Annotated in this window: 16 protein-coding genes, 1 tRNA gene and 4 pseudogenes; 13 read left to right on the top strand and 8 right to left on the bottom strand. The window is 57.9% G+C overall.

Annotated features, from left to right (window positions below; all coding sequences use genetic code 11):
• From C6Y62_RS08095 to C6Y62_RS16730, 4 genes are all read left to right on the top strand, one after another.
• The gene (locus tag C6Y62_RS08095; protein ID WP_173953475.1) at window positions 1–1,311 is read left to right on the top strand and encodes a lipid II flippase MurJ; all 1,311 of its coding nucleotides are present in this window, start codon (window positions 1–3) and stop codon (window positions 1,309–1,311) included.
• A complete protein-coding gene (locus C6Y62_RS08090; RefSeq protein ID WP_173953474.1) occupies window positions 1,308–2,510 on the top strand; it encodes a glycosyltransferase in 1,203 nt (400 codons plus the stop codon). The genes C6Y62_RS08095 and C6Y62_RS08090 overlap by 4 nt, the downstream gene beginning before the upstream one ends.
• A gap of 75 nt (window positions 2,511–2,585) precedes the next feature.
• Window positions 2,586–4,550, top strand: coding sequence for an asparagine synthase (glutamine-hydrolyzing) (asnB, locus tag C6Y62_RS08085; protein ID WP_173953473.1), 1,965 nt, complete (start codon window positions 2,586–2,588; stop codon window positions 4,548–4,550).
• The gene (locus tag C6Y62_RS16730; RefSeq protein ID WP_173953472.1) at window positions 4,543–5,667 is read left to right on the top strand and encodes a glycosyltransferase; all 1,125 of its coding nucleotides are present in this window, start codon (window positions 4,543–4,545) and stop codon (window positions 5,665–5,667) included. Before asnB ends, C6Y62_RS16730 begins: the two co-directional genes overlap by 8 nt.
• Before the next feature lie 455 nt (window positions 5,668–6,122).
• Here the strand turns inward: C6Y62_RS16730 and C6Y62_RS08075 are convergent, their stop codons facing one another.
• Window positions 6,123–6,902, bottom strand: a complete 780-nt coding sequence (locus C6Y62_RS08075) for a class I SAM-dependent methyltransferase (RefSeq protein WP_173953471.1) — start codon at window positions 6,900–6,902, stop codon at window positions 6,123–6,125.
• Between the two features lie 457 nt (window positions 6,903–7,359).
• On the opposite strand from C6Y62_RS08075, the gene C6Y62_RS08070 reads away from it, so the two are divergent.
• Entirely contained in the window at window positions 7,360–8,151 is a 792-nt protein-coding gene (locus tag C6Y62_RS08070) for an outer membrane protein (protein WP_173953470.1), read from the top strand.
• An 87-nt stretch (window positions 8,152–8,238) separates the two neighbouring features.
• A complete protein-coding gene (locus C6Y62_RS08065; protein WP_173953469.1) occupies window positions 8,239–8,652 on the top strand; it encodes a hypothetical protein in 414 nt (137 codons plus the stop codon).
• Window positions 8,653–9,035: 383 nt separating this feature from the next.
• On the opposite strand, the pseudogene C6Y62_RS16815 reads toward C6Y62_RS08065, so the two are convergent.
• A pseudogene (locus tag C6Y62_RS16815) lies at window positions 9,036–9,212 on the bottom strand (ATP-binding protein); the annotation flags it as partial.
• Window positions 9,213–9,230: 18 nt separating this feature from the next.
• Window positions 9,231–9,612, bottom strand: a pseudogene (locus C6Y62_RS16390) (integrase core domain-containing protein); the annotation flags it as partial.
• 339 nt (window positions 9,613–9,951) lie between these two features.
• Between C6Y62_RS16390 and C6Y62_RS08050 the strand changes: the two are divergent.
• Entirely contained in the window at window positions 9,952–10,341 is a 390-nt protein-coding gene (locus C6Y62_RS08050) for a helix-turn-helix domain-containing protein (RefSeq protein WP_173953467.1), read from the top strand.
• A gap of 324 nt (window positions 10,342–10,665) precedes the next feature.
• Here C6Y62_RS08050 and C6Y62_RS08040 read toward each other — a convergent pair whose 3' ends face one another.
• Window positions 10,666–11,784, bottom strand: a complete 1,119-nt coding sequence (locus tag C6Y62_RS08040) for a hypothetical protein (RefSeq protein ID WP_173953465.1) — start codon at window positions 11,782–11,784, stop codon at window positions 10,666–10,668.
• Window positions 11,785–12,096: 312 nt separating this feature from the next.
• Between C6Y62_RS08040 and C6Y62_RS16385 the strand changes: the two are divergent.
• Window positions 12,097–12,277: pseudogene (locus C6Y62_RS16385) on the top strand (IS3 family transposase); the annotation flags it as partial.
• Window positions 12,278–12,370: 93 nt separating this feature from the next.
• Here the strand turns inward: C6Y62_RS16385 and C6Y62_RS16380 are convergent.
• The 3 genes and pseudogenes from C6Y62_RS16380 to C6Y62_RS08020 form a co-directional block, all read right to left on the bottom strand.
• Window positions 12,371–13,251: pseudogene (locus C6Y62_RS16380) on the bottom strand (DDE-type integrase/transposase/recombinase); the annotation flags it as partial.
• A 119-nt stretch (window positions 13,252–13,370) separates the two neighbouring features.
• Window positions 13,371–14,684: a site-specific integrase gene (locus tag C6Y62_RS08025; RefSeq protein WP_173953462.1), complete on the bottom strand. Its 1,314-nt coding sequence runs from the start codon at window positions 14,682–14,684 to the stop codon at window positions 13,371–13,373.
• Between the two features lie 115 nt (window positions 14,685–14,799).
• Window positions 14,800–14,889: transfer RNA gene (locus tag C6Y62_RS08020), tRNA-Ser, on the bottom strand.
• A 392-nt stretch (window positions 14,890–15,281) separates the two neighbouring features.
• On the opposite strand from C6Y62_RS08020, the gene C6Y62_RS08015 reads away from it, so the two are divergent.
• Window positions 15,282–15,800 carry a hypothetical protein gene (locus C6Y62_RS08015; RefSeq protein ID WP_246274472.1) on the top strand — a complete coding sequence of 173 codons (519 nt, stop codon included), beginning with the start codon at window positions 15,282–15,284 and terminating at the stop codon, window positions 15,798–15,800.
• Between the two features lie 283 nt (window positions 15,801–16,083).
• Window positions 16,084–16,446, top strand: coding sequence for a hypothetical protein (locus C6Y62_RS08010; RefSeq protein ID WP_246274470.1), 363 nt, complete (start codon window positions 16,084–16,086; stop codon window positions 16,444–16,446).
• A gap of 144 nt (window positions 16,447–16,590) precedes the next feature.
• Here the strand turns inward: C6Y62_RS08010 and C6Y62_RS08005 are convergent, their stop codons facing one another.
• Window positions 16,591–17,265 (bottom strand): MBL fold metallo-hydrolase, encoded by a 675-nt coding sequence (locus tag C6Y62_RS08005; RefSeq protein ID WP_173953461.1) that lies wholly within the window; start codon window positions 17,263–17,265, stop codon window positions 16,591–16,593.
• Between the two features lie 109 nt (window positions 17,266–17,374).
• On the opposite strand from C6Y62_RS08005, the gene C6Y62_RS08000 reads away from it, so the two are divergent.
• The 3 genes from C6Y62_RS08000 to rfbD are packed head-to-tail and all read left to right on the top strand — an operon-like array spanning window position 17,375 to window position 19,094.
• A complete protein-coding gene (locus C6Y62_RS08000; protein ID WP_173953460.1) occupies window positions 17,375–17,869 on the top strand; it encodes a DUF2165 family protein in 495 nt (164 codons plus the stop codon).
• Window positions 17,862–18,167: an outer membrane protein assembly factor BamB family protein gene (locus C6Y62_RS07995; protein WP_338074340.1), complete on the top strand. Its 306-nt coding sequence runs from the start codon at window positions 17,862–17,864 to the stop codon at window positions 18,165–18,167. Before C6Y62_RS08000 ends, C6Y62_RS07995 begins: the two co-directional genes overlap by 8 nt.
• 24 nt (window positions 18,168–18,191) lie before the next feature.
• The gene (gene rfbD, locus C6Y62_RS07990; RefSeq protein ID WP_173953458.1) at window positions 18,192–19,094 is read left to right on the top strand and encodes a dTDP-4-dehydrorhamnose reductase; all 903 of its coding nucleotides are present in this window, start codon (window positions 18,192–18,194) and stop codon (window positions 19,092–19,094) included.
• The last annotated feature ends 5 nt before the right edge of the window (window positions 19,095–19,099 follow it).

Here is a 19,099-nt window from a genome sequence, read left to right as displayed (position 1 = left end):
ATGAAGCGGCAGATAGCGATCATCTCTGCACTGACCTTGACTGCGCAATTTTCAGCGTTCGTCAAACTATGGTTCACGGCCCGTGTGTTTGGATTGGGCAGCGAGCTCGATGGGTACAATCTCGCTCTTATCCTGCCCACGCTGGTTGCCAGTTCGGTCTCGGGCATTGTTCAAACAGGTCTATTCCCGGTTCGCGCCCGGCTGGCCATCGAGAAAGGTGGCGAGGATATAGCCGCCTTTGAACGGGCTGTTCTGCTTTGCATGGCCGGCGTGGGTCTTGTCTTATCACTAGGTCTTCTGCTGACGCTGGATTCAGCCGCCGCTTGGGTTGCCGGTGACGCACCGCCGGCCGTATTGAGCGCTTTCAAACAGGCTTTTGCGCCGCTGATCGCTTTGCTGTTTCTCAATATCCTTGGAGATTGCGCAGGATATCTGCTGGCCATGCGCAACAAGTTTCCGATTGCTGCCGCCGCGCCAATTGCCAACGGCATCATTGGCGCGCTGATACTGGCATTTTCACCGGAAGGTGCGCTCCACATGCTTGTTGCGAGCACGCTTGTGGGACTGCTGCTTCAAGTAGGCATCTGCTTTGGGGCTTTACCGCATGCGGGACTAAAATTTTTTGGCCCCTTGCCAAATGTGGCCGGATTTGTTTGCTCGGCGCGAACCATGGTCACTCTCGGTGTACTGGGCTTTCCAGGCGTGCTGTTGTCCAATTTGGTGCTCAGCCTGCCACAAGTCTGGATCGCCGGTTTTGGCGAAGGCGCGGTTTCGGCATTTGGCTATGCAATTCGACTGCATTTGGCAGTCATTCAACTAGTGATTATGGCTAGTTCCACTGTGCTTCTGGCGCGTTTGGCCGATCTCGTTTCATCCCGCCAAGTCGGTGAGCTTCGCCGCGTCCTGGCCCAAGCGAACCGGGCGGCGTGGGGGGTAGGGCTGGCTGGCATACTAGTTGTCTGGGCCTTGGGCGAGCCTGTGCTCAGCATCATGCTCAATGGCCGGTTCACGCCAGAGGACGCGCACCGCGTCGCAAGCCATTGGACGATCATCAGCTTTGGCATACCATTTGCGATTGTTGGCGCGATCTATTCGAAGTTGTGGCAGGCTCGTGGCAAGCCTGTTCTGCTGGTGCTTGGCCCAGCCGTGAACCTAACCGGGATGTGGATTACATTCTCGTTCACCGCATCTTTTTTAGGTGAGTATTCGAGTGCGGCCGCAATGAGTTCCGGTGCCGCCATGGCTGCCTTGGTTGCGGTTGTCACCGAACGCATATTGTATCGCGCCGATGAGGGGCCGGCCACTCCATGAAGTCTATAAACGCAAACTCTTCCGGTTCGACAGGTAGGCGGGTGCTGTTCGTTATCGGGTCGCTGGACGTTGGCGGCGCCGAGAAACACGTGGCCAGCTTGAGTATCGAACTCAAGAAGCGCGGTTGGCAGCCAGAGATACTGGTGTTGTTCCCGGGCGGACCGCTAACGTCCATATTGGCCGAAAATGGCGTGGTCATCCATTCGGTGGCCGCTTCCAACTGGTTGATGCGGGGTGTTTCAAGCAAACGCTTGCGATCAAGCATTGATCTAATTCTGAGCGCTATATCTCTCTTCGGGGGTTTGTGGCGTCGACCGCCCGATGTCATCCACTTTTTTCTTCCAGCCTCTTACATCATTGGTGGGATGATCTCCTTGGCATCGCCGGTCAAGACTAGGATCATGAGCCGCAGAAGCCTCAACAACTACCAGTCCAAGCACGCAAGATTGGCGCAAGTGGAGCATTGGTTGCACCCAAAGATGACCCGAATACTGGCCAATTCCCGCGCGGTCTGGAATGACCTGGTCGCTGAGGGAGTTGATCCAGAAAAACTCAGGCTCATTTATAATGGCATAGATACGGATCGATTTGCGGCGCAAGGCGACAAACACGCACTGCGGGAAGTGTTGGGATTGGGCGATGACGACCTTGTGCTCGTTATGGTCGCCAATTTGATTGCCTATAAGGGGCATCGCGATCTCATCGAGGCACTGGCAAGCATCAAGGATCGCCTGCCCCTGGGCTGGGTTCTGCTCACTGTCGGTCGTGATGACGGCATTGGGCCGGACTTGCAGGAACTGACTCAGAAGCACGGCATGGATGCTAATATCCGGTTTCTCGGCCCTCGTTCCGATGTGCCCGATCTACTAAAGGTCGCCGATATTGGCTTGTTGACCTCACACGAAGAAGGCTTTTCTAACGCTGTGCTCGAAGCTATGGCCTCTGGCCTGCCTATGGTTGTCACCGAAGTCGGCGGAAATGGCGAAGCAGTTCTGGACGGCAAAACCGGGTTTGTAGTACCGGCACGTGACCCTGCTCAACTCGCTTCGGCGCTTCTGCGTCTCGTGCAGGATGGCAATCGGGTGGAAATGGGCCGCAGGGGTCAGCAGAGGGTGCGGGACGTGTTTTCACTCCACGCATGCGTCGATGAGTATGAGCGGACATACGAGGATGCCTTAGCCCACCGTTGCGGAACATGAAATGAGTGGCAGGCCACTGCAAGGCAGTTCGAGGCAGGCGGCGCGGACGCTGTCAAAGAAACAAAAGGCATCTCCATGTGCGGTATAGTTGGCTATCTTGGCCTGCCCGGATCCGCTTCGAAGAACGCCAACGCAGTTCTTGAAGTCATGGCGCGGGCGATTGAGGCGCGCGGTCCAGACGACCATGGTGCATGGCACGACCACGACGCCGGAATTGGCCTCGGGCATCGCCGACTTGCCATCGTGGACCTGTCGCCCGCTGGGCACCAGCCGATGACTGCAGCATCCGGCCGCTTCGTTTTGGTCTTCAACGGTGAGATCTACAATCACCTGGCGCTCCGCGAGGCCCTGAACGAGGAGCATGGCATCGATTGGCGCGGCCACTCGGACACCGAAACCTTGCTTGCTGCCTTCGACGCATGGGGCATCGAAAGCACCGTCAAGCGGTGTGAGGGTATGTTCGCATTCGCCGTTTGGAACCGACAGAACCGTAGCCTCACTCTGGGGCGAGACCGCGCGGGGGAAAAACCGCTTTATTATGGTTGGCAGGGGTCCGGATCCGACCGCACTCTGCTCTTCGGTTCAGAGCTGAAGGCGCTGAAAGCTCATCCCACCTTCAATGGCGCGATCAATCGTGACGCGATCACGCTACTGCTGCGGCATAACTACATTCCCGCACCATATTCTATATATGAAGGGATTTCCAAGCTTCCACCAGCGACGCTGGCAACCTTCGAATGGTCTGAGTGCACTGGCGGCGAAGCTATGCTAACCGAATACTGGTCGCTTCGCAAAGCTGCAGAGCCCCGCCGCCGGTCGCCGGCCGCGGCCCCACGAGCAGCTGTGGCCGAGCTCGATAGCCTGCTGCATTCCGTCATCGGCCAGCAGATGATCGCCGACGTGCCCCTAGGCGCCTTCTTGTCCGGTGGTGTTGATTCATCGACCATCGTTGCGATCATGCAGCGTCTCTCAGATAAGCCGATCAAAACCTTCACGATTGGTTTTGCCGAAGAACGCTTCGACGAGGCACCATACGCCAAGAAGGTCGCGGAGCACCTTGGGACGCACCACACCGAGCTTTATGTCAGCCCCGAACAGGCATTGGCGATCATTCCCAAGTTGCCGGAAATCTACTGCGAACCTTTTTCGGATTCGTCACAGGTGCCGACTTACCTAGTGTCGGCACTGACACGTGAACACGTCACGGTTGCGTTATCCGGCGATGCAGGCGATGAACTGTTCGCTGGTTATAGCCGCTATCAAGCAACGGCCGACGTTTGGGGCAAGCTTTCCCGAATACCGCGTAGTATGCGTCAACTGGGGTCGGTCGGCATGACAATGCTGTCGCCTGATGTCTGGAACAGGCTGGCCGACCATGTTCCGTCGCTGAAACGCCGGCTAGGAAATAACGTCGGTGATAAGCTTCACAAAGCATCTAGTGTGCTGGCAAGTGAAGGGATCGGCGATCTATATCGCGGCCTTGTTTCTCATTGGCACACGCCCTCTCAGGTTGTCCTGGGCGGTTCCGAGCCGTCCACTCAACTCACCCACCCATCACCCGACCTGATGCGGCTCGATCCCATCGAACGTATGATGTTCCTCGATTTCATGAGCTACCTGCCCGATGACATCTTGACCAAAGTTGATCGTGCCTCCATGGCTGTCAGCCTGGAAACAAGGGTCCCTTTTCTAGACCATCGAGTGATAGAGTTTGCTTGGAGCCTTCCACTTGACTACAAGCTGCGCAACGGCGAAGGCAAATGGATCCTGCGCCAAGTTTTGGACAATTATGTCCCGCGCAGTCTGATCGAGCGACCGAAGATGGGCTTCGGCATTCCTCTGGATAGCTGGCTCCGCGGCCCGTTGCGTGATTGGGCAGAAACACTGCTGAGTGAAGAACGCCTCATCCGCGAGGGTTTTTTCGCACCCGCACCGATCCGACAAAAGTGGCAAGAGCACGTCCGCGGGAGTCGAAACTGGGCCTACCACCTTTGGAACATTCTGATGTTCCAAGCGTGGCTGGAGAACGAATGTGCCTAAGCTTATTTTCCTAGTAAGCGAAGACTGGTATTTCGTGTCCCACCGGCTGCACCTCGCCACCCGAGCGATCGCCGAAGGCTTCGAAGTTAAGGTCTGTACGCGACAGGGCGAACAGGCCCATCGCATCACCAGCGTAGGCGCAACTGTCATTCCTTTTACTCAGGAACGCCGCGGTCTAAACCCTTTCAGCCTACTACGCGAGGCTTGGAATCTGTCCAAGATATACCGACGCGAAAAGCCTGACCTCGTGCACCACGTGGCCCTGCGCTCCGTGGTCGTGGGAGAGATCGCGGCGTGGATTGCGTGCATCGGTGGCCGGGTGTCCGCCATCACGGGATTTGGCCACCTTTTCACCGACCAAGCGCGACCGACAATGGCGCGCAGGATTGTGGAGTGGGTACTGCCGTTGCTGCTGTTGCGCAGTCTAGTCATCGTCCAGAACCAAGATGACGCGGCGACGCTGAAGGCAATGGGAGTGAAAGCCGATCAAATCCGCATCATTGCTGGTTCTGGTGTCGACACTATGCATTTTGCGCCATTGCCGCGCGCCCCCGGCTCACCATTGGTCATGTTGGCATCCCGTATGCTCTGGGATAAAGGCGTCGGCGAGTTCGTCGATGCTGCTAGGCAGCTAACCGACACTGGAGCCCGCTTCGTACTCGTTGGCCGTGTGGATGACGGCAATCCCTCCTACATTTCGGAGCAGCAGTTGAGGGATTGGGTAAACGAGGGGATCGTCGAGTGGTGGGGGCAACGTTCCGACATGGTGTCGTGCCTGAACGAGGCTGACATCATTTGTCTGCCATCTTATCGCGAAGGCTTACCCAAGTCACTGCTTGAAGCAATGTCATGTGGGAAGCCTTGCATTACAACCAACGTCACTGGATGCCGCGATGCCGTGCGCGATCAGGACAATGGTCTGCTTGTGCCTGCCAGAGACGCTGCGGAATTGCGCACTGCCGTCAAGAAGATGTTGGCCGATCCGGCTATGCGCGAGCGGATGGGAACCAGGGGGCGCCAGCGCGCCCTGGAAGAGTTTGGGTTGCAGCGAATATCGAACCTGACTTTTGATGTTTACAGCCAGTTAATAAGCAAAAGACATAATATCCGTGTGTGAGAGACAACTGAGTGCGGCATTTCGGGTGCGCTGAATTCTGACGGTTCCCGATAAGCCGGAACCAAAGGCGCATTGTGCGCTACCATTAGCGGGGCCACGTGCCCTACAAGGATTATACGGTAGGCTGACGATCTGGGTATTTCATCCCCGAATTTAATACATCGGATATCGACGGTGCCGCCGAATGCAATTGCAATGCATTGCAAATCGATCATGATTTGCTGTGACACAGTCGGCTTAAGTGCTGAGCGTAAGCCAAACCGCTTTTAGCCACGTCCTGTAGTTCCCTGTGACCTGGCGTGATGCCCCGGATTTGTTTTTGCTCTTGGATTACCGTGCCAGTGCCCCAGCCGATATGAGTGCCGTTCGTGTCAGTGCGGTAGACGTGCTACAGGCAGGCCCTCTGGTTAGGCATCCAGCAATTGGCTCAAATTTTCGATCACCTATGAGGCCGACTAGTCAGCCGTTCTGCGTATGAATGTGTACTCTGCACATCCAGTGCCGAACAAACCTCTAGCAGGGATCGTGTTGAAGGATTTTGTGAGAAGGAACTCTGGCCCGACCAACGCCACTGCTTCCTCTGGCGTAGCGCTTTCATAAGGGTATCCACCCAGCCAATCAATCGCGTCGTGGCGGAAGTCCATACCTCTTGCTCGCACCGCTTTGTCTAGCCCTCGAGCTTGCAACAATTTGACGTACGTTTCTGCCATAGCCTTTTGTCGGAACTTGCCGCCAGCCGAGTAAGTCCTTTTCAAAATCTTCCACATCCCGCAGAACTGCGTCTTTAGATATAGTGCCATGATAAAAGCCCCGCCTGGCTTAACCATTCCTGCTGCTGTCGCAACTGCCGTTCGCATGTCTCCAGTGTGGTGCAGAACGCCCCAACTGTAGACGACATCAAACTGGCCGGACAGTTTGGTGTTGAGAATGTCGTCTCGGGAGACGTTGACTTTGACACCAAAGCGGCACGCATTTTCCTTTGTGGTCTGAACAGAGTTGTAGTCATAATCTGTTGCGGTAACTGACACAAATCCAAGGCGCGCTGCCGCTACGCTATGCAAACCGCTACCGCTGCCAACGTCGAGGAAGGTTTTTCCGATTGGATCGCAGTGGTCTGGTAAAAGGCGCCGCAAACCGTCTATCGCTGCCTGTAGCGCCTTATCGTCAACAGTTTTGGAAAAGTCCTTCCAGTTCTGTCCGAACTGAAAACGGACCTCATCGCGATCTTCGGACATAGCCCCCCCAGAAAGGCGATTATTCTGCCATTGATCTTCGGGTAGAGCAACAGCACCGGAACTTGCGAAGTTTTAGGGAGGGTTATGCCGTCGACAATCAACAAGGAAAGCACTGCCGCAGTTCGCCATTATCGACCCGGACACAAGAATCACAGAGATAATGGCGACAGCGTAAAAGCTGTTAATGGCAGCGCGTTAATTTGAACTTTCCATCATAGATGTTCGATAGCATAGCCGCCGCTTTCGCCGAGCCTCTCCCCATGACGGCCCGCTAATGGACCGTACCGATTCACTGCGGCGTGGGGTTCGTCGGTTCGCGCGAAATGGCTCGATCAGATGTGTGATTAAATTGTCACATCTTAAGCCCAACCCGAGAACTACCCCGATTTTGGAGTTGCACCGTTCTTGTGTGTACTGATTATTAGGGTAAGTATTGTGTGTATATTGGAGTTGAGTAATGTTGCGTATCCGTGTTTGTGGTGCCGCTGTTGCGGTAATCCTTGCTGCGTCCCCTGCCATGGCGCACGACTATAACTGGTCCGGCCTCTATCTCGGCGCCCATGGTGGCTATGGCTGGGGAGACACAGAGTACCCGGGCCTTAATCCTTACGTTGCTCCACCGGCCACCTGCTCCAACGCATTCGGCCCGGGCCAGCACTGCGGACCACCACGTCCTAATATGGAGGGCGGCTCGGTCGGTGGCCAGATCGGCTATAACGTCCAGCTTTCCAATGTGGTGATCGGCGTCGAAGCTGATTATTCGTTTGCGCATATGGAGCAGTCGCTACGCGACGGCAACTACATCGTCCAGACGCATGAGATTACCGGCCTCGGTAGCATTCGCGGTCGTCTTGGATATTCGTTCGGCCGCATCCTTCCTTATGCCACGGCCGGTTGGGCTTGGGGCCGCACCGGATTTGGCCAATCGTGTCCCGACCCCATTTCTGTCGCTGCAGTGAACACCCACTGCAGCGTTCAGCAGGGTTTCGCGCCCTACAACAATACGAAAAACGAGACCGTAACAGGCTGGGTCTACGGCGGCGGCGTTGAGGCAGCAATTGTCAGTAATTGGTCGCTGCGGGCCGAGTATCTGCGTTACGATTTCGATACCCAAAGTTACGCACTCGGCGCAACGCCATCCGGCCGAGACCTCGGCTCCAAGAAGCTTCAACGCGAAATCGACACTGTTCGGATCGGCGTCAATTATCGATTTGGCGGCGCTGCGGCTGATCCGGTTTCACTTAAATAAGCCTACCAGCAACGGGAGAAACTACAGGCCAGCCCGGCAACTCAGGGCTGGCTTTGTGCGTTCTGCATGATGACGGAGATTGCCTGTATGAAATCTGTGATGGCTTTAACGGCCGCTAAGTCTGACCGCTTCCTAATCGAACAAATGCTATCAGGCACCTATGGCGATAACGTAACCGTCAACATTCGTGCAGCGACACCTGAAGGGTTTAACATCTTCCTGCACAGCGACGCCTTAGGTGTGCGGGCTAGCTTCGACGGGCTTGAGTTTGACTTTGCTGACTGGGATGAGGCTGCTCCGTGGGTACGCCGCGCACTTTCACGCGACTACGAACTAAGGATCACCTTTCAGGGCACTGCCAATCAACCGGGACGACCGATAGAATGGCGGCTTGAGCCTACACATGGACGTGAGGGGCATTGCCTTCACGGCGCTTACACCGCGCGGAAAATGCCTTGGCATCGTCGTCGCGAGATAATCCGGCGCAACGACCTGTTTTGAGCCGCTGTTCGATGTCAGGATCATCGCGGGCTCCAATCTCATCCAGCACGAAGTACGCGTATGGAAGCGAATGCGCTCCCTGAGCTGCCCCTCTCGTTCGACCTTGACCAGAGAAGCGATATTGTCGGCGACCGTGGAGAAGGCGACGTTTTACCCGCTTTAACCGCTTCCCAGGCAGCGCCGGCGCCAGATGGCTTCTTCCCGGTGCCGGGCGGGCCTAGCAGATGCACAACTCGGCATGCTCGATGACCTTCAGTTCGGCCAGAGCAGGACGCCGATAGTGAAGAGAGAGGGCGGCGCTGCACGTGCTCGCCGGGGCGCGCGCGATGATGGCCCTCTTCTAGGCTGGCTCAGATCGCGGCGGGATGCGGGCCTGCCGGTGATCAGGTGCCAAGCGTGTCTTCGGCGCCCCTGTCGGTTCCGGTCTGGACGATGTCGCAGTGATGCGTGAGGCGGTCGAGCAGCGCCGTTTTCATCTTGGCGTCGCCGAACACACTCGGCCAGTCGGCGAAGGCGAAGCTGGTCGTCACGATGATAGAGGAGCGTTCGTAGAGCCGGCTTGACCTGCCACTGATGTTTCATCCAGCAGCGTTTAGAGCCTCGGCCGTTTCTATTACTCCGTGTAGAGTGTGGTGAGCAACCGGCGCTGACGCGGAGCTATCATCTGGCGCAGCGTCAGGGCCGGTTGCGGCGATCTTCTTGGCGAAGTCTGCCGCCATCGTTTAGCCCAGCGAGGAATGCGGCTGCTCAGTGTTATAATCGGTAAGCCACGCAGCGATGGCACCGCGAGCATGGCCGATGACGAAGAACAGGCTCTCGTTGAGCAGCTCATCGCGCATTCGCCCGTTGAAGCTCTCGACATAGCCGTACTGCATCCGGCTTACCCGGCGCAATGAAGTGCCAGTCGATGCGGTGATCCTTCGCCCAGGCCAGGATGGCGTTGGACGTGAAGCCGGAGCCGTAGCACGTTGGGAACTTGCTCGACAGAGACCCTGACTGCCTGTGGCGCACATCACGCAGACAGGCGGTCAGGGCCGGGCAACAGCACTCTAAAGTGAAGGTGCCGAAGCCACACTTTGGAGAAGCGCGACCATGACCTTGAAAGAACCTACGCCAGCGGATGCGGTCTGGTAGCCATCGATTTTCGAAGTCACGCAACGATGTGCTGATCGAGATGCCGGGTGCTGCCCGCCGACGCCGATTGGTGGCGCCAGTGTCATCAGCGGTGTGAAACTGACCCAGCCAGCAACTCGAATCTGACCCGGCGTCCAAGGTGGTTCCTCCGAGATGGAGGGGCCGATGCTGACGGCAGAGGAGCGGATGGAGTTGGATATTCTGAAGAAGCATGGCGCGGGCATTCGTGAGCTGGCGCGGGCGACGGGCCGGTCACGGAACACGGCGCGGCGCTATCTGCGTGAAGGAGAAGCGGCTTCGGTGCGCAAGCCGTCACCGAAGCGGGCCGAGAAGCTGGATCCGTTCAAGGACTACATCATCGAACGGATGCGTGCGGCAGCACCCGATCGCATACCGGCCGCCGTGCTGTTCCGCGAGATCAGGCCGCGTGGTTATACCGGTGGCGAGACACGGCTACGGCAGTTCGTACGCGCTCTCGTGCCGCCACCCACACCGGAACCGATCGTGCGCTTTGAGACACTTCCCGGCGAGCAGATGCAGGCGGACTGGGCGTAGGTGGGGCGTGGCGCCGATGTGCTGAAGGCGTTCATCGCTACGTTGGGATGGAGCCGCACTGCCTACGTCGAGTTCTGCGATGATGAGAAGGTTGAGACGCTGATCCGCGCGCATGAGAACGCGCTTTTAACCTTCGGTGGCGTGCCCAAGGAAGTTCTCTACGACAACATGCGCACGGTGGTGCTGGAGCGGAACGCCTATGGCCGCGGGTGCATCGCTTCCATGCCAGCTTCCTTGACTACGCCCGTCACGCCGGCTTCATGCCGCGGCTGTGTCAGCCGTATCGGGCGCAGACGAAGGGTAAGGTGGAGCGGATTAAAATTATCAGCGCCTTTTCACCACGTAGACCACCCCCCACATAAAGGCAGCAACGATGAAGGCCCCAACTGATGTGTAAAGCACCTGCTTTATGATGCCGATTTCCGCTAAAAGGTCGTTCCGGTGGAAGTAGAATGCAAACCATGCGGTCACTACGGCTATCATTGCTTTTAGCGCGCCTGAGGAGGCGTTGAATATCCACGCAAGAGCGCTCAGGACTGCAGCGTAAGCGGCCGCAAACACCGCAACCATTACGGGGCCACCGGCTGCAAACGCCTGCGCCCAAGGTGTATTGGCCATACCGTATGGAACTTCCGGGAACAACGCAGGCTGATATAAAGAGTTGAAGGAAATAGGGGAGAGCGCTATGCCAAAAATTGTTTCCGCGCCGGGAATGGCCGTAAGGAGTTGATTGATAAGGTACGTGCTTTCGGTCGCGAATTCATTATTCACAACTGCGTTCAACACAGCTTGAATTACGAACGGCTCCGACTGAAAGATAGCGTCAATATAAGGCGTCGGCGTATTCATGTGCGCTGCCAACGCCGCGACTTGTTCAAAAGGCGGGCGGGCAGTTGCAGTTTCGATTGGACAAAGACCTGCAACGACATGCTTGATCGTGTAGGCGACCTGAGGAAAGATCAGCATCATAGCCCCTGTTGCCGCGAGAGCCAGCAGTAACGGGGCGCGCAGGCGCCGATTCTCTATTGCCGGTTGACCGAAAAGAAGCGCAATTGCAACGAGCGACATGGCGGCGCCTGCGCGAAAGCCGACAAACAGGTCGCCGAACAATAATGCTGCGGCAGGAATGATAACAAATATCTGCCTTTGCGCCGTCGCCGTGACAATACAAAGCGGCAACGCATACGCGGCGAGATAATACCAACCGTCGATCTCCTCTAGCATCGCTATTTTTTCGCAAAAGAAATAACCGCCGATGGTCGACACCGACGCGCCAGCGCCAACTACTGCGATTGCTAAGAGCGCTGTTGGCACGTATTCGTCAAAAGGAATACGAATAGATTGCCTGGGCGTGGACGGCACTGCCATAGAAACAGCAATAAGAGCGCCGACGACTAGCGTCATCACAAAGTAGGTGGCCGGACTGATAACGTCACTTCTCATCCCACTATTCGTGGCAAAATTGGTCCACCCTACCATCCCAGGACTGAAATAGATCAAGGTCGAGGCAAACCCTATGGTCATCGGGTCGATACGGCCCCTTCGGAAGAACCAAGCGGCGCCAGAAACGCAGACAATAAGGAATACGACTTGAGGCATCTCTGTCCGATCTCGCTGCGTCTGGAAGGAGTGCAGATGATTCGGAAATCTCATCCCAAAATTTACCTGACGGCGGCAGTCAAAGTCTATCGGAGCGGCTCGCATGCGCCAGAAGCGCAAACAATATTCGGTGGAAAAAAATCCGCATTGCCCTCTGGCCTGCGCGGTGAGGTCTCGATTGCTGAAGTTCTACGAGCGCGGGGGCATTGCTCTCGTCGAAAGAGTGAAGCGGCGCCTGGCGGGCGATAAGGCGCGGTCAGCAACGACGAACGAGGTCAAGGATCTGCGCCACGAAGCACGTGAACTGAAAGAGGTTGTCGCCGAGCATACGCTCAAACGTCTCCCTTCGGAGAGTGTGTCCGTCGTCGAATTCTTTGAGACAGTTTTCGGCTTGAGGGATAGGAGGCTTTCGGATCGCTGGGGTTGGAGTTTATGCTGCTATTTTGAAGTCGGTCAATTGTCGGTGTTGGATGGTGGCGTTGAACCCGTTCTCACATGCTCAGAATGTTCTGCCGCCGCCCGAAGTAGACATCGGCCGGTGTGATGTTGCCAGGGTGTTCGTGGTAGAGGGCGTCATTGTAGTGCTCGACCAAGCGAAGCACGGATTGCTCGAGGTCACTGACAGATACTAGTTCTGGAGCAGGATGCCGTTCTTCAATGTCTGTGCTAGCGCTCGATCTTGCCCAGGGTTTGAGGATGGTTGAGCGCACTGCGGACGTGGCCCATGCCGTTTCCCTTCGGGCCATTCAGACAGTTCCGCCGAAGACGTAACTCGAACCATTGTCGAGGAGCAGTCGTGGTTTGTGCGCGACGCGTGCGCTTGCCGCAGCCCGACACTGCCAACGCCATTTGCAACGTATCGGTGACGTACTCAGCGCATCGTCGTACACAGCTTCCAGGCGATGATGTCGCGCGAGAAGTCATCGAGGATCGTCGACAGATAGAAGTAGGCCCAGCCGATCACCTTCAGATACGCGATCCAGACCCGTGAGGGTGCTGACGATCTGTCTTGCAGCGCTTCGACGCCGCCAGTGCGATAGTTGATCGTACCAGCGGTAAAACGAGCCGGGCGGGATGCCCGAGCTAATCCAGCGTTCGCCTGACGGACAGATGCGACTGCTCGACGATACGGATGGATCTCGAGCTTTTCAGAGGCAGAATACCTCATGCCTCGTCGCCCCCATCCTCGGTCATGCTTTTTTTGATGAGACGGAGTTTGTTGCCGACCGCGCCGTATCGCCCGCCAACCGCCGCTTGCCGGCTTCGAGGAATTCCTTTCAACCAGCTATAGTACAGCCTCTCAGCAATACCTGCCGCGTTCTATCCAATCATAGTGATCGTTTTGTCCGGATCGGCGATTGATCCACGGGACATCAAGCGTCTAAGGCGCGCGACGCCAACGAGCTTGGGTATTGGCTACGCTGTCATCGCTACACCTGCGCCGGCGCCTTGAATGCAATCTTCTCCATCCAGCCCAACAACTGCTTTAGCTCCGGCGGGCTGCCGTACTTTGGCCGGTCGTACTTGTGCCCCATCGCATAGGCTTGGATCTTCTCGGGCGGCTCGATCTGTGTCAGCCGATCCTCGAAGGTATGGCGAAGCGAATAGAGGCTGACCTTGGGGAACGGGCGCAAGCCGTTCTCCTTGAAAAACTTGTTTACAGTCGCCGAAAGGCCGCTTGAGTTGTCGAAGTAGGTCGGAAAGCCCTCGGGCTGCTTCTTCATCGCTTCCAGCGCCACACCTACCAGCGGCACATGCCGCTCGCTGTGGTCGGTTTTCAGCACCCGGCCTTCCGGCTGGATCAGCAGGTGGGGGATCTCGGCGTCCAGCTTGATCGAGTTTTTGGTCAGGTTCACCACCTCGACCGGCCGCAGGCCGAGTTCCGCGCACACGTACACCACCCGCCGGGCTTCCGGGTTCATGGCGTCAAGCGCGCCGTCTGCAAGGATACGGTCCTGCACGAAGTCGATCGGGTAGGGCGCGCGCTGCTCATAGTTTCCGCCCTTGATGCGAAGCGTTTTGAATACGGGGTCAAGGTTGAGGCGTTTGGAATTGCTTACACCGTCGAGCATTACGCTGATGTGCCCGAAGTCTTTATTCGCGGTGTCAATCTTTTTGCCTTCCTCGATAATCCGATCCTGCCACCAATCGCGGAAATCAAGGGCGTGTTCCCGCGTCAGATCCTCAATATATAGATCGCGCCCAATCACCGTTTGCAGGTTTTCAACAGCGCGAATTTTTGCGTTCGCCCACTTGCGCAATTGGTCCGGTGAATGATCCTTCAATTCAACGCGGATGACCTTCTTATATTCCTCGACCAGATTGGATAGGGCTATTTGGCTTTTCGAGGCGCCACCCAATACGCCGGCAACCGCCCGTTCATTCTTCAGGTTGCCCGATCCTTCGAGCGCCTTAATCCGGGCGATCAGCTCAGCATATGAGCCTTCAGCAAGTGCCGTTGCCGGCACATAAGCGAAGCCAAGGCGCCGGGCATGGGCGCGGGCGTTCTCGGCGCTGATGGGCGCCGTGGGGCGGCCGTTCAGCAGGCTTTCCCAATAGGCTTCGAGTTCAGCGTTCAGGGCTTGGACAACATCATACGCCCGGATGGCGCGGGGATCATCAACGGCGCGGATGCCGGTTGTGATCCTGACCACCTTGCGCCGCTCGACATGCTGGTAGCGCTTGGGTGGAAACCGAACGAGAGACCAGATGCCTTGGAGGTTCTGAGGTTTGATGGGGCGCATAGCTGATCCTGATTTATACCGTGGCTTATACCTTGAAACGGTATTAAACGTCGGTCAGGAAGGCCAGTCTTATTATTTAAGTGCTTGTTTTATAAAGGTTTCTGCAAAAACCCAGTGGCGGAGGGGGTGGGATTCGAACCCACGAGACGGTTTCCCGCCCACACGCGTTCCAGGCGTGCGCCTTCAACCACTCGGCCACCCCTCCTTGGAAGCGGCGCAATATAGCTACCGTTCGCAATGAAGCAACAGCCATCTGCGTTTCCGCATCGCATCATTTCATTTTTCGCGCCGCTGCCCACAACCCGGACCTAAACAGCCCTGCGTCTTTGCTTTGTTTGTCGTTCTCAGCCGACAAAATCCTGGCCGATAGAGCGTTCCAATGCGGCCCTTCAGCCACAGAAGCTGCATTTTTCGCAGCAATGGCCACTTTCCGTCTCGATCACCCAGGCGAATGCAAATCGCCGGGTTGCAGCAGCAGGCACTAGATACTTATTTAACCAAGCACGTACTATTTTGGGACATCGGGTTAACGAGGATTATCCGGCCGCTGCTTTGAGCTGCCTGGATGGCGCCGGGTGGCCGCGGATCTATCGCCTGTTGGCATTGTATTGGGAGGAGCGTGTGGTGGACTGGGTGAAGCAAAGTGCTGGTGCATTGGCTGCAGGTGCCATGGCCATGGCATTGACTGGCGCCACCACTGCGCTGGCAGACAGCCCCTTCCCGTCTCTAGTGGGCGCATGGAGCGGCAAAGGCACTGCGCGCATTGAGGGCGGCAAGAACGAGAAGCTCTCCTGCAAGGGCTATTATTCCGGCACCGGCAACAACCAGATGCGGTTGAATATCATCTGCGCCAACCCCTCCACCAAGGTCGAACTGCGCTCGCAGCTGACCTATGCCAACGGCCGTGTGACCGGCACCTGGGAAGAGCGCAACTTCAACCAGACCGGCACTATCTCCGGCAGCGCGGATGAATCGAAACTGCGCCTGAACATCGGCGGCGGCGCTCTCAACGGCCAGCTCTCGGTCTCATTCACCGGCGCCAAACAGTCGGTTTCGCTGTCAACGCAAGGCTCGGCTCTGAAAGGCGTCAACATCAGCTTCGCGCGCAACGGCTGACCTGGGGCCTGCTCTGGGGCTGCACGCCATCGGGGGACCTTCGGGCTTCACGGTGGCATCCCAATGGGGCAGCTGCGCCATTGATGCTGTGAGGACACACGCCCGGCCGGATCGACCGGCGCACGGAGGCACGAATCACAATCGTGCTAACGTGGAAACGAATTGAGCTGCTGCTCCCGGCGCGCACGGGACATCGGCTTCACGCACCAGGGATCGTATAGCGCGCCGACGTCACCGTTCAGGCGCGAAACACCGGACGGCTCAGGCCGCAGGATAGTCGGAGATGAAGATGAATCGCTTTCCGTTCGCCGCGTCGGTGTTGATGGCACTCGCCGCTTTTGCGCTGATCGCGACGCCGGCATCGGCCCGCCCGCGCGCCGTCAGCAAGATCCTCGGTTACGTCACCGCACACAGCCATGACGGCAACGGCTCGATCCGGGCGCCCTATCGCAACACCGACGTCGGCTATCAGGTACGCCTGCCGCGCGGCACGTGGGTTTATTGCCGGACAAGCTGCTCCGAGACGCTGCGCGTCAACACGGTCGATGTCTGGGCCAATGTCGACAATGCAACGCCGATCGGCGTCGGCACGCTGCAGCAGGAATGCGGCGCGTTTGGCTGCCTTCGCTGGGAGCGCAGTTTCTGAGCCGCGCTCTGGCCGACACGCGCTTTCCACTCGCTAAAATCAAAAAGCCGTTCTGCCGTTGATTGCAGAACGGCTTTTTTGTAGCTCGCGCCGATCATCATGGTCATGGCAGACAAATACAGCCAGCCATGACAAACGACGGTTTTACAGCCCGGCGATAAACGGGTTGGTGCGGCGCTCATGCCCGATGGTGCTGGTCGGCCCATGGCCGCAGATGAAAGCGATCTCGTCGGGCAACGGCAGCAGCTTGGTGCGGATCGAATTCATCAGCGTCTCATGGCTGCCGAGCGGCAAGTCGGTACGCCCGACCGACCCCTGAAACAGCACGTCGCCCATCATCGCAAAGCTTTGCGCCCGGTTGAGCAGCACCACCGAACCCGGCGAATGGCCCGGGCAGTGCAGCACTTCGAACATGTGGCCCGCCACCTCAACCGTTTCACCATCGGCCAGCCAGCGGTCAGGCGTCACCGTGCGCGCCGGAATGCCATAGGATGCGGCCTGCGTTTCCAGATTGTCCAGCAGCGGCTGCTCAGCGGCGTGCGGCCCTTCGATCGGAATACCGCCCAGCCGCTCGCGCAGCTCAGCAGCGCCGCCCGCATGATCGATGTGGCCATGGGTGAGCAGAATTTTCTCCGGCTTCATGCCGATCTCAGCGATGGCACCCTCGATGCGATCGAGATCGCCGCCCGGATCGACAACCGCGCCCACCATCGTCTCGGGGTCCCACAGCAGCGTGCAATTCTGCTGGAACGGCGTCACCGGCACGATCGCTGCCTTAAGCCCTTTGGCGGCCGGTGCGGATTTATCGGAATTGGCCATGGGCGGTCTCGTCCTCGTGCTGTTAACGGGTTGTTGCGCGCTTCAGTAGCGGAGTTGGCGGCGCCTCGCCAGCATCCCATAATGGCGGGATCGAATCGCGAGGCTGGATATGGTGATCCGCACGGCCAAAGTCCTGCTGGTGTTGCTGATCGGGCTTTGCGCGCTGCTGATCGGCCTCGACAACATCATCGATTACGGCACAAACTACGCCTTTGTGCAGCATGTGATGTCGATGGACACCATTTTCCCGACCTCTACGCTCACGTGGCGCGCCATCACCAGCCCGCTGCTGCATCACCTCGCCTATGCCCTCATTATCACCGCCGAACTGCTTACCGGCTTTTTGTGCATCATCGGCGCACGGCGGTTGTGGCGTGTCCGCACTGCCGGCGCCCAGCACTTCAACGCCGCTAAGGATTTGGCCACCATCGGGCTAACGCTCGGCTTTACGCTTTGGTTCTTCGGCTTCATGACCATAGGCGGCGAGTGGTTCCAGATGTGGCAATCGCAGACGTGGAACGGTCAGCAGGCCGCGTTCCGCTTCATTGTGTGCATCGGGTTGGTGCTGCTGTTTCTGAACCAGAGGGACGACGAACTTGCGTGAGCGTCACACATCATCCGAGCGGTCGGGCGCCTGCGTAGCGGTTGGGCATGCCGGGTCGGTCATGTTGCTTGAAATCGCCAGCGGACGGCTGGTGTGGGAGCGTGCGCTGGCGGAATTCCCCGCCGGACTGCCGTGCGAGGGCCAGCCCGTCAGCGTGCGTCTGGTTGAAGGCACCGTTATTGCCGCATGCATGGGGCATGTGTTTGCAATTTCAGCCGAGGATGGCGCGCTGCTCTGGCAAGTCAACCGGCGCGGCAGAGGCTCCGGCGAAACGACTTTGGCGATCAGCCACGATTAGGATTTTGCAACGGGGAGGTTTCGCATGCGCCTGTTGATCGCCGGATGGCAAGGTCAGGTAGCGCGGGCACTCGTTGAAATGGCCCCTGCATGCCCCGACGTCAGCGCCTGTGCAGTTGGGCGCGCCGCGCTGGACATATGCGAAGCCCGCTCCATTGAACGCGCGCTGTCCGGCATCTCGCCAACGGTCATCATCAATTCCGCCGCCTACACCGCCGTTGATGCCGCTGAAACGGAAGTCGAGCGCGCCTATGCGCTCAATCGCGATGGCGCGCGCATGCTGGCTGAAGCGGCGGCACGGCGCGGCATTCCCATCATCCATTTGTCCACCGACTACGTTTTCGATGGCAACAAAGCGTCGCCCTACACTGAAGACGACGCAACCAATCCAGTAACGGTATTCGGCCATTCGAAGCTGGAAGGCGAAGAAGCCGTGCGCGCGGCAAACCCGCGTCACATCATTCTGCGCACTTCGTGGGTGTTCAGCCCCGGCGGGCGCAACTTCGTCAAATCGATGCTCGCGCAGGCAGCTGAACGCGAACGTATTCGCGTCGTTGCCGATCAGCACGGCAGCCCCAGCTATGCGCCGCATCTGGTCGCCGCCATTCTCGAACTGGCGCGTCAGGTGTCAGCCCCGGAAGCGGCAGCTGGCGCCAATGGTCAAGCGGTGTGGGGCACGTATCATGCGGCCAACTCCGGCTCGACATCATGGCACGGCTTCGCTGAAGAGATTTTCCGCCGTTCCGCTGCGTTGGGCGGTCCGCGTGCAGCTGTTGAAGCGATAGCAAGCCTTGAATATCCGACACCGGCCCAGCGCCCTGCCAACGCGGTGCTGGATTGTTCAAAACTGGAAACCACGTTTGGCCTGCGTCTGCCGCCTTGGCAGCAGGCCGTTGGCGAATGCGTCGAGCGCATTCTGCAGGACTGACCGGC

It is taken from the genome of Hyphomicrobium sulfonivorans (assembly GCF_013306565.1).
Taxonomy (GTDB): domain Bacteria; phylum Pseudomonadota; class Alphaproteobacteria; order Rhizobiales; family Hyphomicrobiaceae; genus Hyphomicrobium_A; species Hyphomicrobium_A sulfonivorans.
The sequence above is the reverse complement of the archived record's forward strand: the minus strand, read 5'-3'. Positions and strand labels throughout refer to the sequence as shown.